This is a genomic window from Aeromonas finlandensis (genome assembly GCF_000764645.1).
In the GTDB taxonomy this organism is placed as follows: domain Bacteria; phylum Pseudomonadota; class Gammaproteobacteria; order Enterobacterales; family Aeromonadaceae; genus Aeromonas; species Aeromonas finlandensis.
This window is the reverse complement of sequence record NZ_JRGK01000309.1, coordinates 14,793-29,854: the sequence shown is the minus strand read 5'-3', so window position 1 is coordinate 29,854 and position 15,062 is coordinate 14,793. Positions and strand designations below refer to the sequence as shown.

Below are 15,062 nucleotides of genomic sequence, written 5' to 3'. Positions count from 1 at the left end.
CCTCCTTTAATAGGCACGATTGAGACGAATTTCCAGCAGGTGCTGCAAGCGGGTAAAGAAGATCACCACCACCCAGTAGACCAGCGCCACCGCCATGAAGCTCTCGAAGAACTTGAAGGAGGAGGAGGCTTCCATCTGCGCCTTGCCCATGATCTCGGCTACCCCCAGGGTGAAGGCCAGTGAGGTGCTCTTGATCATGTCGATGAAGTAGTTCATCAGCGACGGGGTGGCAATGCGTGCCGCCTGCGGCAGGATGACCCGCTGCATCGCCTGATAGCGGCTCATGCCGATACTGAGCGCCGCTTCCATCTGGCTTTTGTGAATGCCGAGGATGGCTGCGCGGATCGACTCGGCCATGTAGGCGGCGAAGTGCAGGGTCAGACCGACGATGGCGGCGGTAAAGGCATCCATCCCCACGAAGATCGGGAATAGTTGCGGCAGTCCGTAGTAGAGCAGGAACAGCTGAACGAGCAGCGGTGTACCCCGAAAGAACGAGATATAGAGCATCGCCAGCCAGTGAATTGCGGGGACGCGAAACACCCGTACTATCGCCAGGGCCAGCGAGAGTACGAGTGCCAGCACGAATCCCCACAGGGCCATCTCCATCGTGGTGCCCAGATATTTGAGCAGGATGGGAAACAGCCCCAGCGTGTATTCGAGGTCAAATTCCATCATTTATTTGTCGGTGATGTCGGACGCGAACCATTTCTCGGAGATCTGACGCAGGGTGCCATCCTTGCGCATGGCGGTCAGGGCGTCATCAACCTTCTTAAGTACGGCCTGTTTCTCCGGGGTCTTCAGGAAGGGCAGGGCGTTCTCTATGGTCTCGAACGGTGCGCCAGCCTGTTGCAGCGGCAGTTTGGACTCTTTGATCAGTTGGGCGGTGGAGACGCGGTCCATCACGAAGGCGTCGATGCGACCCAGGGCGACATCCTGCTCGAAGGCGGAGTCATAGGTGCGGATATCGATCTTCTTGTTCGGGTCATTCTTGCGCAGCAGCTCTTCGAAGTTGGAACCCAGGTTCACGGCAACCTTCTTGCCTTCCAGATCCTTGATGCCGTGGATGGTGCTGTTGCCCTTGCGTACCACGATCTGGGCGCCGTCATAGACATAAGGCTGGGAGAAGTCGTACTTCGCCTTGCGCTCGTCGGTGATGGTGATCTGGTTGGAGATGGTGTCGATGCGGCCGGTTTCCAGCATGCCAAACAGGCCGGAGAAGCTGGCAGTCACGAACTCGACCTTGTAGCCGGTGCGCTCGCCGATCTGGTTCCACATATCCACTTCAAAGCCTTGCAGCTTGTCCTGCTTGACGAAGGTGAACGGGAAATATTTGCCAGACATGCCGACCTTGATGGTCTCCTGGGCAATAGCCTGACCGGACAGGGTGGCAAGCAGGATGGCAGCGCCGGAAATCAGTTTGATGGATGTTTTCATGGTGTTTCTCTCTCTCAATGTCTTGTATTTGTAGTTGTAATAACTGCTTTGGCGCCGATGTTATTGGAATAAAATTTAAAAAATAAATGACATTTGGTTATATGAAATAACAGGAGTGCAGCACGGGATCCGGCAATCCGGATGGTGGATCAAGCTGTGGGTAACTTTGGGGATGAAATCTGATTCAAAGGCGCTGGATCCTTGAAAGTCAAGGATCTTATTTGCTGGATCCACCGGGCGATGGCTGGAGATCCGGCAGCTAAAAACGTAGAATAGCCGGTCTTTAGTTAATCAATCGACAGGAGCTTAGAGTGACTGCTTCGCTATGGCAGCAGTGCCTTAACCGGCTGCAAGATGAGTTGCCCTCGGCAGAATTCAGCATGTGGATCCGGCCGCTTCAAGCGGAGTTGAGTGACAATACTCTGACCCTGTATGCACCGAATCGCTTTGTTCTGGACTGGGTACGAGACAAGTATCTCATCCGGGTTAACGGCATCATCAATGAACTCTGTGGGGTCGATGGCCCCGCCCTGCGTTTTGATATAGGCAATCGTCCTCATCCCGTTGCTGTCGCCAGAGCGCCAGTACAGGGTGCCGCGCCTGTGAATAACTTGCAGAAGAGCTGGGAACGCAAGGCTGAAACCAAGCCCGAGCCGAACCACAAGAGCAACACCAACGTGAACTATACCTTCGAGAATTTCGTCGAGGGTAAGTCCAACCAGTTGGCGCGTGCGGCTGCCCGTCAGGTAGCGGACAATCCAGGTGGTGCTTACAACCCGCTGTTCCTCTATGGCGGCACCGGCCTGGGTAAAACCCACCTGCTGCACGCCGTTGGCAATGCCATCAAGGAGAGTAAAAAAGATGCCAAAGTCATCTATATGCACTCCGAGCGGTTTGTTCAGGACATGGTGAAAGCGCTGCAAAATAACGCCATTGAAGAGTTCAAGCGTTACTACCGCAGCGTCGATGCCCTGCTCATCGATGACATCCAGTTCTTCGCCAACAAGGAGCGCTCCCAGGAGGAGTTCTTCCATACCTTCAATGCCTTGCTGGAAGGTAACCAGCAGATCATCCTGACCTCGGATCGCTATCCGAAGGAGATCAACGGTGTCGAGGATCGCCTCAAGTCCCGCTTCGGCTGGGGCCTGACCGTGGCGATCGAACCGCCGGAGCTGGAGACCCGCGTCGCGATCCTGATGCGCAAGGCTGACGAGAACCAGATCCATCTGCCGGACGAAGTGGCCTTTTTTATTGCCAAACGTCTGCGATCCAACGTCCGTGAACTGGAAGGCGCCCTTAACCGGGTGATCGCCAACGCCAACTTTACCGGCCGTGCCATCAACATCGATTTCGTGCGCGAAGCGCTGCGCGACCTGTTGGCACTGCAGGAGAAGCTGGTCACCATCGACAATATCCAGAAGACGGTGGCGGAGTACTACAAGATCAAGCTGGCGGATCTGCTCTCCAAGCGTCGTTCCCGCTCCGTTGCCCGTCCGCGCCAGTTGGCGATGGCTTTGGCCAAGGAGCTGACCAACCACAGTTTGCCGGAGATAGGTGATGCCTTTGGTGGCCGTGACCACACTACCGTTCTTCATGCTTGCCGAAAAATCGAGCAGCTGAAGGAGGAGAGTCACGACATCAAGGAGGACTATTCCAACCTGATCCGTACCCTTTCTTCCTGATAACGGAATGGAGTGGACAGATGCAGCGCGAATATTCCAACCTGATCAGAATCTTTTCCTCCTAATCACAACGGAGAGCACAGATGCAGCTCGAAATTAGCCGTGAGGCCCTGTTACGTCCTCTGCAACTGGTGTCCGGCGCCCTCGGCGGCCGACCGACCCTGCCGATCCTCGGCAACGTGCTGCTTGATGTCAGCAACGGTCTGCTGTCACTGACCGGTACCGATCTCGAAGTAGAGATGATCGGTCAGGTCTATCTGAACGGGGCCAGTGAAGATGGCCGCACCACAGTACCGGCGCGCAAGCTGCTGGATATCTGCCGTGGTCTGCCGGAAGGCGCCGAGATCCGTCTCAATACCGAAGGGGAGCGCCTGATCATCCGGTCCGGTCGCTCCCGCTTCAACCTCTCGACCCTGCCAGCGACCGAGTATCCGAACATCGAGGATTGGGAATCCGTGCTCGAGTTCGATATCAGCCAGCTGGAGCTGAAAAAGCTGATCGACGCGACCCAGTTCTCCATGGCCAGCCAGGATGTGCGTTACTACCTGAACGGCATGCTGTTCGAGAGCGAAGGTCACGGTCTGCGTACCGTGGCGACCGACGGTCACCGTCTGGCCACCTGCCGCCGTGAGGTGGTAGGGGAATCGCTGCCCGATCATCAGGTTATCCTGCCGCGCAAAGGGGTACTGGAGCTGGTGCGTTTGCTGGAAGCAGAAGACAAGCCGGTACGTCTGCAGATCGGTCGCAGTAACCTGCGTGCCGCCCTCGACGGCTTCATCTTCACCTCCAAGCTGGTGGATGGTCGCTTCCCGGACTGGCGCCGCGTCATTCCGCGCAACAGCGACAAGGCGCTCATCGCCGGTCGTGAGGATCTGCGTCAGGCATTTGCCCGTGCCGCCATCCTCTCCAACGAGAAATTCCGTGGGGTGCGTCTCAATCTGCAGGAAAACCTGCTGCGCATCACCGCCAACAACCCGGAACAGGAAGAAGCCGAAGAGCTGCTTGACGTACAATATGCTGCTGGCGAGATGGAGATCGGCTTTAACGTCTCTTATGTGCTCGACGTGCTGAATACGTTAAAATGTGACCAAATTCGGATTAGCCTGAGCGATTCCATCAGCAGTGCCATTATTGAGGATTTTGAACATCAGGATGCTCAGTACGTGGTGATGCCGATGCGGATCTAGTCGTGTCCCTGGTCAAACTCCAGCTCAGCGACTTTCGCAATATCCAGCAAGCCAGTCTCAAGCTGTCGCCCGGCCTCAACATTCTGGTCGGGTGCAATGGCAGCGGCAAGACCAGCGTGCTGGAAGCCATTCACTACCTTGGTCTGGGGCGCTCCTTTCGTACTCATTTGACCGGGCGGGTCATCCGCCAGGGGGAGAGGGCGTTTACCCTGTTTGCCCAGTGCGAACTGGAGGGGCGTCAGGTACCGATCGGTCTTGCCAAAGACAAGAGTGGCGAGACCCAGCTCAAGATTGCCGGGGCGCAGGCCCAGCGGCTGGCCGATTTGGCGGAGCTGTTGCCGGTGCAGTTGATCCATCCCGATGGCTTCAACCTGCTGACGGGCGGGCCTCAGGCTCGCCGCGCCTGGCTCGATTGGGGCGTTTTCCATCAGGAGCCGACCTTCTTTGCCCTGTGGGGACGAGTGCGGCGGCTGCTGAAACAGCGCAATGCGCTGCTGCGCCAGAGCACCCAGTACCGCCAGCTGGCGTTCTGGGATCAGGAGCTGGTGCGGCTCGGGGGTGAGCTGGCCGAGTTTCGCGCCAGTTATTGTCAGGCCATTACGCCCCTGATCAAGGAGATGACGGCGGATTTTCTGCCGGAATTCGATATCAGTCTCGGCTTTTACCGGGGCTGGGAGAAAGATACTCCCCTCGGCGATTTGCTGGAGGCGGGGTTTGAGCGGGATCGGGCGCTGGGCTATACCGGTGTCGGTCCACAGAAAGCCGATGTGCGCCTCAAGGCGAACGGGGTACCCGCTCAGGATATTTTGTCCCGGGGTCAGCTGAAGTTGCTGGTCTGCGCCATGCGACTGGCCCAAGGGCTCTATTTGAATCAACATAGCAGCCGTGGCTGTATTTTTTTAATTGACGATTTTGCCTCTGAACTGGATGTCGACAAGCGCCGCTTGCTGGCCGCAAGGCTGAAGCAGTGTGCGTCACAGGTGTTTATCACCGCCATCGACACCGGTCAGCTCGCAGACATGATGGATGCGAATGACTGCAAGTTGTTCCACGTGGAACAGGGTAAAATCTCCGAAACGTTAGAGAAGGCAGAGAGTAAGCTATGAGTGAAAATACTTACGACTCCTCGAATATCAAGGTGCTGAAGGGCCTGGATGCGGTCCGCAAGCGCCCGGGGATGTATATCGGCGATACGGATGATGGCTCGGGTCTGCACCACATGGTGTTCGAGGTCGTCGATAACTCCATTGACGAGGCGCTCGCTGGCTACTGCTCCGATATTCTGGTCAAGATCCATTCCGACGGTTCTGTCTCTGTGCGTGACAATGGCCGGGGTATCCCGGTAGACATGCACGAGGAGGAGGGCCGCTCCGCCGCAGAGGTCATCATGACCGTGCTGCACGCTGGCGGTAAGTTTGATGACAACTCCTACAAGGTATCCGGCGGCCTGCACGGCGTGGGTGTCTCTGTCGTTAACGCCCTCTCTGACAAGCTGTTGCTGACCATTCGTCGTAACGGCCATGTCTACGAGCAGACCTATCATTTGGGTGAGCCGCAGGCGCCGCTCAAGCAGATTGGTGACAGCACTGGCACCGGTACCGAAGTTCGCTTCTGGCCGAGCCCTACCATCTTTACCGATACCCTGTATCACTACGAGATCCTGGCCAAGCGTCTGCGTGAGCTCTCTTTCCTCAACTCCGGTGTCTCCATCCGTCTGCTGGACGAGCGGGATGGCCGCGAGGCTCACTTCTGCTACGAGGGTGGTATTAAGGCGTTCGTTGAATACCTGAACCAGAACAAGACCCCGATCCACCCGAAGGTGTTCCACTTCTCCACCGAGCAGGATGGTATTGGCGTTGAAGTGGCGATGCAGTGGAACGACGCCTATCAGGAAGGGGTCTACTGCTTCACCAACAACATCCCGCAGCGGGATGGTGGTACTCACCTGGTAGGCTTCCGTACTGCGCTGACCCGTACTCTGAACTCCTACATGGACAAAGAGGACTACAGCAAGAAGGCAAAGTCTGCCGCCAGTGGCGACGACGTGCGTGAAGGTTTGATTGCCGTTATCTCCGTCAAGGTGCCGGATCCCAAGTTCTCTTCCCAGACCAAAGACAAGCTGGTCTCTTCCGAAGTGAAGACCGCCGTTGAACAGGCGATGGGCGAGAAGCTGGCCGACTTCCTGCTGGAAAACCCGGGCGATGCCAAGATCGTGGTCAACAAGATCATCGATGCAGCCCGTGCCCGTGAAGCGGCCCGCAAGGCCCGCGAACTGACTCGCCGCAAAGGCGCGCTGGATATCGCCGGTCTGCCCGGCAAGCTGGCTGACTGTCAGGAAAAAGACCCGGCACTCTCTGAACTCTACATAGTGGAAGGGGACTCTGCTGGCGGTTCAGCCAAGCAGGGTCGCAACCGTAAAAACCAGGCCATCCTGCCGCTCAAGGGCAAGATCCTGAACGTAGAGAAGGCCCGTTTCGACAAGATGATCTCCTCGCAAGAGGTGGGCACCCTGATCACCGCACTGGGTTGCGGTATCGGTCGCGACGAGTACAACCCGGACAAGCTGCGTTACCACAATATCATCATCATGACCGATGCGGACGTCGATGGTGCGCACATCCGTACCCTGCTGCTGACCTTCTTCTATCGTCAGATGCCGGAAATCATCGAGCGTGGCTACGTCTACATCGCCCAGCCGCCGCTCTACAAAGTGAAGAAGGGCAAGCAGGAGCAGTATCTGAAAGACGAAGATGCGCTGCTGCAATACCAGACCGCCATGGCGCTGGATGGTGCGACCTTGCACGTCAACGAATCTGCCCCGGCTATCGGTGGCGAGGCGCTGGAGCGTCTGGTCAACCAGCACCGTGCCGTCTCTCATCTGATCACCCGCATGTCCCGCCGCGCGCCGGATGCCGTGCTGACCCAGCTGATCTATCAGCCTGAGTTGAACGAAGCGCTGCTGACCAGCGAGAGCGACCTGCTGGCCTGGTGTCAGGGAATGGAAGCCGTGCTCAACGAGAGCAACCACGGTATCCAGTACCAGATCCAGGTTCGTCGTGATGAAGAGCGCAGTCTGTTCGTGCCGCACGCCGTGGTTCGTCAGCACGGTGTCGACCGTGAATACCCGATCAGCTACGACTTCCTGCAATCCTCCGAGTACCGTCAACTGGTCTCACTGGGCAAGGAGATCGCCAACCTGATCGAGGAAGGTGGTTACATCAAGCGTGGCGAGAAGGTCAAACCGGTGGCCAACTTCGTGGAAGCTGTCGAGTGGCTGATGGGCGAAGGCAAGCGCGGCATCTACATCCAGCGCTATAAAGGGCTGGGTGAGATGAACCCGGACCAGCTGTGGGAAACTACTATGGATCCGGAAGCCCGTCGCATGCTGCGCGTCACCATCGACGACGCCGTCGGTGCTGACCAGCTCTTCTCCACCCTGATGGGTGATGCCGTTGAGCCCCGTCGTGACTTTATCGAGACCAACGCCCTGCGCGTGGCCAACCTCGACGTCTAATCGACGCAGTCAGACAGCAAAAAGCCGCTCCTTGTGAGCGGCTTTTTTACATCCATGGTCTGCACCCGATCAGAGCCGTTTGCTCATGATGACCAGATTGTGGGGGTGCTCGGCACCATCGCTAGCTGTGCGGTGACGCAACGCTGGCACGATATGGTGAATGACCTTGAACCCCAGTTTGGCATAGAAGGGCTCAGCGGTCTGGGTGCCGAGATTGACCTCGTAAACCCCTTGCTGCGCCAGGTACTCCAGCACGGTATTGGCGAGCAGAGTGCCGGTTCCTGCGGGTTGCCCCGGTTGCACCACCACAGTGCCAATATAGGCGTAACGCCGCTCATCCCGAGTCCAGATTGATCCGGACATACCGCCCTGCAGCTCACCATGCTCATCGCGCAACATCAACACAAAGGTCGGGCGGATCTTGGGATCCTGCTCATTGACGGCCTCGACATAGAGCGTCTTGCCAGCCACATCAGTGCCGCATTGCACCCCGAAAATTGCGGTATGGTCTGGGCCAGCAGGCATGTGGACGGTTTCATGCCGATAACCACGTTCGACCAATGGAGCCTGTACCTGCAGGTAAGTGGTGAGTATTACCACTTCATTGATGAGCTGACCCTGTTGCTGCTGTTCCGAGATCAGCTGCTCCAGATAATCGAGCGGGGCGCTGAGAAAGCGGGCTTCCGGATAGTGGACGATGACGTTCGGATTGAACCCAAACTCCTGCTCACGCTGTTGCAGCAGGGCAAATAGCGTCAGCTGTCGCTCGCTCAGTTCATCGGGGGAGCTGTTGTCCCGCTGGTACAGTTCGAGCGGATTATGTCGAGTGGTCATTGTTTCTCCAGATAATAAGGCTCGAGGATGATAACACAGACGGCGCAGCCGGATGCCGCCCGACGTTCCACGTGAAACACTGGCAGTTGCAAGGATGGGCGATCGGGCTGAGATAAAGAAAATGCCGAATTTGATGTTCGGCATTTTGATGATGAGTTCACTTGCACAGAGCTGATACTTTATGTGCAGTGTTCTGTCCTATGGAAGAGTTAATTATTTTTATGCTGAGACATGAACTGTTGAAGTATTTTACCTGCCAGCTCTGGCGACTCTTGATGAGCTGAGTGACCCGCGAGTGGAATATTGGCAAAACTGGAACCTGCGATTTTTGCTTTTAAAGCCAATGCCTCCTCAAGCGAAAATATGACATCGTTATCACCCCTCATGATTAATGTCGGACAACGAATTTTTTCAACCAGGTTACTCGGGTAGCCAGATGGTGTTGTATCAAGCCAAACAGCCTTTACAGCATCGACAAGTTTAGGGAAATCAGGCTCGGGATTTGACACTTCGTATAGCGCGACATCATCGGCAAACTTTGAAATCCAAAAATCTGCTGTTAAGCCGCTTAGCAACCCGAGTGATGGATCATCTGGCTCTAATCGCCACGTTGCACCAAGGGTAACCAAACAAGAAACGCTATCGGGTTCTTGTACGGCTAGTCGATAACCTACGATACCACCATCACTAAAACCAAATATTGAATATTTATCAACGCCCAGATAGCCGAGGAGTGCTTGGATATCTTGCTGATACTGTAAGTAACTCAGCGGGTGACTACCTAAAGGGGATTTTCCATGGCCACGGAAATCTACACTGATCAACTGATAATCCATGGCAACATATCTTTGAATGGGTATTAGTTCATTAAGGGAACCAAGGCCACCATGAAGCATCAATAAAGGCTGACCATCAGGATTACCCGAAAGTTCATAATACAACTCACCACCGTTGACGCCGATATAACCACTTATATTGTTCATGTTTTTGAGCAACCTCGTTTCGATGTATATGGCCTAACAGATGAAATAGCACATCTGCGCCGACCCCGTCAGCATGGCGCTACCTGCTGTCAGTTTCTGTCAGCAATGAATTTCGGTTGCGGGATCTGCTGGGTGGCGCGCCACGCTTTCAGCAGGCTCTCCCGGCTTTTGGGGTAGCGACTCTCTTCCGGCTGCATTCGGGTGATGCGATCGACCCGAAAGTGGCGAAAACTCTGACGCAGTTCGCACCAGGCGACCAGTATCCGCACCTGATCGAAGTAGCCGAGGGCAAAGGGCCAGACGGTGCGCTCAGAGACCTCATCCTTGAGATCACGATAACTCAGGGTCACCTTGCGTTGCTGGCGGATGGCGCAGCGCAGCGGGGCTTCATCGGTGAGGCTGTCGCTGCGGGAGGTGCCGATCAGCAGGGCATTGCTCTTGAGCTGCTGGCGATAGTCGGCGGGTAGCACGGCTTCTATCTTGGCCAGCGCACTGCTGGCCGATGCGCTCAAGGCTCCGTCACCGTGGGCGACCACCCAGCGCGACCCCAGCACCAGCGCATCCAGTTCCTCCTCGCTGAACATCAGTGGCGGCAGCATGAAGCCGGGGCGCAGTACATAGCCGATACCCGGTTCTCCCTCGATATGGGCGCCTTGCGCCTGCAGGGTGGCGATATCCCGGTAGAGGGTGCGAAGGCTGATGCCAAGCTGGCTGGCCAGTTCAGCGCCGGTGATGGCGTAGCGGTGGCCGCGCAGTAGCTGGAGCAGGGCCAGCAGGCGTTCGGAACGGGACATGGTATGACTCCTCGGGATCTCTGGTTAGCCTGCCATAGCGAGGTGAGCGGGTACAGTGGGCATCATCAAGGATTATGGCCGCGAAAAGATCGTCGCCACTCGCTAGGGGAGATGGCAAAGCGGGCGTGGAAGTGATTACGCAGGGAGGTGGCACTCTTGAAGCCGACCAGCTCGGCGATGCGATCGATGGAATGACCGCTCACCTCCAGCAACTCCTGACTGCGCCTGAGCCGTTCCGCCAACAGCCCACCCACCGAGAGGCCGGTAGCCTGATGAAAGCGGCGGGTAAAGGTGCGCCGGCTCATCAGGGTATGGGTTGCCAGAGAGTCCTGGGTGTGGGGTTCGGCCAGATGGGCGCGCAGGTGATCGTGTCACTGGTTCATCCGGACATCGTGGGTGGGGGCGGGCACCGGCTGCTCGATAAACTGGGCCTGTCCCCCTTCCCGATGAGGCGGGATCGCCAGCCGTGCGCCACCTTGTTGGCGATGGCCGAGCCGTGGTACTGGCGTACCAGATAGAGGCAGCAGTCCAGCCCGGCGGCGGTGCCTGCAGGGCGGGAGCGACGCCCGGCGCAGAGAGCCTCTTGTCCGCTATCCGGTTGCCGCAGGTGAAGAGTTACATCGTTGTCGAAGCTGGCCTGATGGTTATCTGCCAGTTTCAGATGCCCTAAGCGCATGGTAGCAGACTCTTCTGCACTGGTGGGGTGAGGAGTGGGAACGCAGTTGTTGAAGCAGGCCTGATAGTGATTGGCCTGCTTCAAACGTGCTTATCGCATTGTCACAAACTCTTCTGCACTGGTGGGGTGAGGAGGGGGAACGCAGTTGTTGAAGTAGGCCTGATAGTGACAGGCCTGCTTCAAACGTGCTTATCGCATTGTCACAAACTCTTCTGCGCTGGTGGGGTGGATGGCGACGCAGTTGTCGAAGTCTGCTTTGGTGGCACCCATCTTCATGGCAACGCCGAAACCTTGCAGGATCTCGTCCATCGCAAAGCCGATACCGTGCAGACCGACGACCTTCTCTTCAGGACCGACACAGACCAGCTTCATGCGGGTGGGCTGGCGATGCTGGGTCAGCGCCGAGTACATGGAAGTGAATTGACTGCGGTAGACCTTCACCTGCTCTTCACCGTATTCGGCGATGGCTTCTGGTTCGGTCAGGCCGATGGTGCCGATGGGAGGGTGGCTGAACACCACGGTCGGCACCAGATCGTAGTTGAGGTGCTCGTTGGGCTTGTTGTTGAACAGCCGCTCGGAGAGGCGACGACCCGCCGCCACGGCCACCGGCGTGAGCTGGATGCGACCTGTGTTGTCACCCACTGCATAGATGTTGGCGACGGCGGTGTTCTGGAACTTGTCGGTCGGAATAAAGCCCTTCTCATCCAGCTCGATGCCTGCGGCAGCCAGATTGAGGTTGTTGGTGGCGGGCTCGCGGCCGATGGCCCAGACCAGGCAGTCGACGGTGAGATGGCGACCATCTTCCAGTTGCAGGGTCAGGCTGTTATCGGCGTTCTTGAGCACAGCTTTGGGTATGGCGTGGGTGTGCAGCTTGGGCCCTTCCTGTGCCATGATCTCCACCAGTGTCTCGTGGATCATGGGATCGAAATTACGCAGCGGGGCGTGCTTGCGCACCACCAGATGGGTCTCTGAGCCGAGCGCCTGCATCACGCCAGCGATTTCGACAGCGATGTAGCCAGCACCGACCACGGCAACCCGCTTGGGTTGGCTTTGCAGATCAAAGAAACCGTCGGAGTCGATACCCAGCTCGGCACCCGGGATCGCCGGAATTTCCGGGCGACCACCGGTGGCGATCAGGATGTGATCGGCAGTGTAGTGCTCACCATTGACCTCGATGGTATTGCTGCTAACGAAGCGGGCGAATCCCTTGATCACGGTAATCTGGTTCTTGCCCAGTACGTTCTGATAGGACTGGTGGATGCGGCCGATGTAGGCCTGGCGGGACTCGACCAGCTTGGCCCAGTTGAAGTGGTTGAGGGTGGTGTCAAAGCCGTAGTCGGCACCATATTTCAGGGCATCGGCGATCTGGCCCGCATACCACATGGCTTTCTTCGGGACGCAGCCTACGTTGACGCAGGTTCCACCCAACTCTTTGGCTTCAATCAGGGCAACTTTCTTACCGTACATGGCAGCTCGGTTGGCAGAGGCGATACCGCCGCTGCCGCCGCCGATGGCGATATAGTCAAAATGCTGTGCCATTGCGAGGTTCTCCGCTCATTAAGAATGCAATCACAGCATGATGGGGACAAAGCGGCTGGCTCACAAGAGCCAGCGCTCAGTTATGTTGGATTGGCAGGCGAATATGGAATTCGGCGCCGTTACCCGGCTCGCTGGCGCAGTGGATTCGACCGCGCAGCAACTGCACCACCAGGTTGTAGATGATGTGGGTACCGAGGCCGCTGCCACCCTGACCTCGCTTGGAGGTGACGAAGGGATCGAAGATACGCGGCAATATTTCGGGCGGGATGCCGCGGCCGTTGTCCGAGTAGTCGATAAACAGCTCCTCTCCCTGCTGCTCCACCTTGATGGTGATCTTTTTCGGCTTGTCCCAGCTATCGAAACCGTGGTTGATGGAGTTGAGGATCAGGTTCGAGTAGATCTGGGTAAAACTGCCAGGGAAGGAGAAGATCGACAGCTTGGGATCGCACTGGATATCCACTTCACACTGGCTCTTCTTCAGCTTGTGGCCGAGGGAGACCACCACCTGATGAAGGTTGTCGGCGAGGCTGAAGTTGTAACGCGCTTCCGATGACTGGTCTACCGCCACCTGCTTGAAGCTGGCAATCAGCTCGGAGGCGCGGCGCAGGTTGCTCTGCAGCAGTTGCATCGACTCGTCGAGGTTGACGGTAAACTCGTTGAGATAGGAGCGGGAGAGCTGCTTGGAGTCGATATGCGATTTGAAGTCGGCGACCCGCTCCTGCAGATAGGAGGAGGCGGTCACACTGATGCCGATCGGGGTGTTGATCTCGTGGGCGACCCCGGCCACCAGTGAGCCGAGAGAGGCCATCTTCTCCGACTCCACCAGTGTCTGCTGGGCTTGTTTCAGGTCATCATAAGCCTTGCCCAGCTGGTTGTTGGCTTCGCTCAGGCTGCGGGTACGCTCCACCACCTTGCCTTCTAACTGCTCGTTGAGGCGGATAATCTCCCGCTCGACTTTTTTCAGCTGGGTAATGTCGTAGCCAAACCCGATCTGGTATTTGAGGTTGGGCCCTTCGTAGAAGGGGACGAAGGTCCACTGCAGCACCAGTTCATGGGTTTGCTGGTCATGCATGATGACAACCTTGTCTGCGAGCGAACCATCCGTCGAGAGAATGTCGCTCACTTCCTGACGCTGTGATGGGCTAACAAACAGATCAAGCCAGTTGTGCTGCAGCAGCTCTTGCTGGTGGTAGCCAGTGAGCAGGATGGCCGCCGGGTTGATGCTGGCGATGGTGAGGTCCGGCTCCATGCAGCAGATCACCATGTTGGCGGAGTTGATCAGGGTGGCAGAGAAGTCCCGTTCCTGCTGCAGTTGCTCGACGGCTTGATGGCGGGCAAGCAGCTCATCGCGCAGACGGGTTCGCATCTGGTTGAGGGTCGCCACCAGGGTATCCAGCTCATCCGGCTTTTTGCGTGGTTGCGGGCGGCCTTCCAGCTCCAGCTCCATATCGAGCCGATCCAGATTGAACTTCTGGGCGTAGCTGGCGATGCGATTGATGTGCCTGACCACCAGATAGTAAATGATGATCAGGATACAGAATGAGACCACCAGGGTCTTGATGGTCTGGCTGACCATGATCAACACCGACTTCTCGATAAGGCGTTGATATATCTGCTCCAGCGAGGCGGCAACAAACAGTTTGCCGACCACTTCCCCCTGATAGGTGAGGTTGAACTCGCGGGAGATATCGTAGCTTTCCCGCTCCACCCCTTGGGTTAGCAGCGGGACTTCGGAGTTGCCGAGCATCTCTTTGACCATCACGAACTGCATGTTGGGCAGGTTCATGATCCCCTCGATTTGCACCTTGACCTGCTCTTCATCCAGGTTCCACAAGCTGGCGGCGATCGGTTGCAGGAAGGAGGCTTCAATCTGACCAATGCTGTCTTCTATGACGGCAACATCCTTGCGGTAATCCCAAGCGAGTTGCAGCGCCGTAATGATCATCGCCAATACGGTACTGCACACCAGAATGTAGGAGAGCAGGCGGTATGAGAGTCCGTTACGGCCGACAGCCTTGGCGGTCTTGAAGAAATGTCCTGACATGGCGTCCTTGCGGTCTGGATGTTGTGCTTTTTAGTTTAACCGCTTCATGCATTTATGTCGTCTTTCCTGAGAGGCATAGGATACGTCCAGCCAAGCTGGGGTCAATTACGCAGCAATTATCCGGCTTGCGCTTCTGTTACGTACACCGTGGCGCTGACTCAGCACTGATAGCCCAGTTGAAATCATCAGTGATGGAAAAGTGTCTAGGTAAGCAGGGGGCTTTTGGCTCCCGCTAGCATCTCAACACTCATTTCAGGAAACCAGCCAGATGAGTGGGCTGGCGTTTTATGGTGTGTACACAGCGCCTCAAAAATTCGTTCAAACCCCCTTGAAAGGAAAAAGTGAGCCCCTATATAGGTAACAAGGCCGGAACGC

11 protein-coding genes and 1 pseudogene are annotated in these 15,062 nt (G+C 56.8%); 4 read left to right on the top strand and 8 right to left on the bottom strand.

Going from position 1 to position 15,062, the window contains the following annotated elements:
* Positions 1-6: 6 nt before the first annotated feature.
* Positions 7-675, bottom strand: a complete 669-nt coding sequence (locus tag LD28_RS0119295; RefSeq protein WP_156120323.1) for an amino acid ABC transporter permease — start codon at positions 673-675, stop codon at positions 7-9.
* Entirely contained in the window at positions 676-1,434 is a 759-nt protein-coding gene (locus tag LD28_RS0119290; protein ID WP_033138537.1) for an amino acid ABC transporter substrate-binding protein, read from the bottom strand.
* A 311-nt stretch (positions 1,435-1,745) separates the two neighbouring features.
* On the opposite strand from LD28_RS0119290, the gene dnaA reads away from it, so the two are divergent.
* The 4 genes from dnaA to gyrB all read left to right on the top strand — a co-directional run bounded on the left by dnaA (position 1,746) and on the right by gyrB (position 7,817).
* Positions 1,746-3,116 carry a chromosomal replication initiator protein DnaA gene (gene dnaA / locus LD28_RS0119285; protein ID WP_033138536.1) on the top strand — a complete coding sequence of 457 codons (1,371 nt, stop codon included), beginning with the start codon at positions 1,746-1,748 and terminating at the stop codon, positions 3,114-3,116.
* Positions 3,117-3,199: 83 nt separating this feature from the next.
* Positions 3,200-4,303: a DNA polymerase III subunit beta gene (gene dnaN, locus LD28_RS0119280; RefSeq protein ID WP_005339306.1), complete on the top strand. Its 1,104-nt coding sequence runs from the start codon at positions 3,200-3,202 to the stop codon at positions 4,301-4,303.
* A gap of 2 nt (positions 4,304-4,305) precedes the next feature.
* Complete coding sequence (recF, locus tag LD28_RS0119275; protein WP_005339305.1) at positions 4,306-5,409, top strand: DNA replication/repair protein RecF; 1,104 nt, start codon at positions 4,306-4,308, stop codon at positions 5,407-5,409.
* A complete protein-coding gene (gyrB, locus tag LD28_RS0119270) occupies positions 5,406-7,817 on the top strand; it encodes a DNA topoisomerase (ATP-hydrolyzing) subunit B (RefSeq protein WP_033138535.1) in 2,412 nt (803 codons plus the stop codon). The genes recF and gyrB overlap by 4 nt, the downstream gene beginning before the upstream one ends.
* 69 nt (positions 7,818-7,886) lie before the next feature.
* On the opposite strand, the gene LD28_RS0119265 is transcribed toward gyrB, so the two are convergent.
* The 6 genes and pseudogenes from LD28_RS0119265 to LD28_RS0119245 form a co-directional block, all read right to left on the bottom strand.
* Entirely contained in the window at positions 7,887-8,651 is a 765-nt protein-coding gene (locus tag LD28_RS0119265; protein WP_033138534.1) for a GNAT family N-acetyltransferase, read from the bottom strand.
* A 209-nt stretch (positions 8,652-8,860) separates the two neighbouring features.
* A complete protein-coding gene (locus LD28_RS22675; protein ID WP_081959633.1) occupies positions 8,861-9,634 on the bottom strand; it encodes an alpha/beta fold hydrolase in 774 nt (257 codons plus the stop codon).
* Between the two features lie 89 nt (positions 9,635-9,723).
* Positions 9,724-10,428 carry a helix-turn-helix transcriptional regulator gene (locus LD28_RS0119260; protein ID WP_033138533.1) on the bottom strand — a complete coding sequence of 235 codons (705 nt, stop codon included), beginning with the start codon at positions 10,426-10,428 and terminating at the stop codon, positions 9,724-9,726.
* 65 nt (positions 10,429-10,493) lie between these two features.
* A pseudogene (locus LD28_RS22670) lies at positions 10,494-10,978 on the bottom strand (helix-turn-helix domain-containing protein); the annotation flags it as partial.
* Between the two features lie 315 nt (positions 10,979-11,293).
* Positions 11,294-12,643: a glutathione-disulfide reductase gene (gorA, locus tag LD28_RS0119250; protein WP_033138531.1), complete on the bottom strand. Its 1,350-nt coding sequence runs from the start codon at positions 12,641-12,643 to the stop codon at positions 11,294-11,296.
* Positions 12,644-12,719: 76 nt separating this feature from the next.
* A complete protein-coding gene (locus LD28_RS0119245; RefSeq protein WP_033138530.1) occupies positions 12,720-14,687 on the bottom strand; it encodes an ATP-binding protein in 1,968 nt (655 codons plus the stop codon).
* Positions 14,688-15,062: the final 375 nt, after the last annotated feature.

Bases quoted from the DNA above. Each gene is read 5' to 3' on its own strand.
- LD28_RS0119295 (WP_156120323.1), bottom strand. From the start codon at position 675: ATGATGGAATTTGACCTCGAATACACGCTGGGGCTGTTTCCCATCCTG.
- LD28_RS0119290 (WP_033138537.1), bottom strand. From the start codon at position 1,434: ATGAAAACATCCATCAAACTGATTTCCGGCGCTGCCATCCTGCTTGCC.
- dnaN (WP_005339306.1), top strand. From the start codon at position 3,200: ATGCAGCTCGAAATTAGCCGTGAGGCCCTGTTACGTCCTCTGCAACTG.
- gyrB (WP_033138535.1), top strand. From the start codon at position 5,406: ATGAGTGAAAATACTTACGACTCCTCGAATATCAAGGTGCTGAAGGGC.
- LD28_RS0119265 (WP_033138534.1), bottom strand. From the start codon at position 8,651: ATGACCACTCGACATAATCCGCTCGAACTGTACCAGCGGGACAACAGC.
- LD28_RS22675 (WP_081959633.1), bottom strand. From the start codon at position 9,634: ATGAACAATATAAGTGGTTATATCGGCGTCAACGGTGGTGAGTTGTAT.
- LD28_RS0119260 (WP_033138533.1), bottom strand. From the start codon at position 10,428: ATGTCCCGTTCCGAACGCCTGCTGGCCCTGCTCCAGCTACTGCGCGGC.
- gorA (WP_033138531.1), bottom strand. From the start codon at position 12,643: ATGGCACAGCATTTTGACTATATCGCCATCGGCGGCGGCAGCGGCGGT.
- LD28_RS0119245 (WP_033138530.1), bottom strand. From the start codon at position 14,687: ATGTCAGGACATTTCTTCAAGACCGCCAAGGCTGTCGGCCGTAACGGA.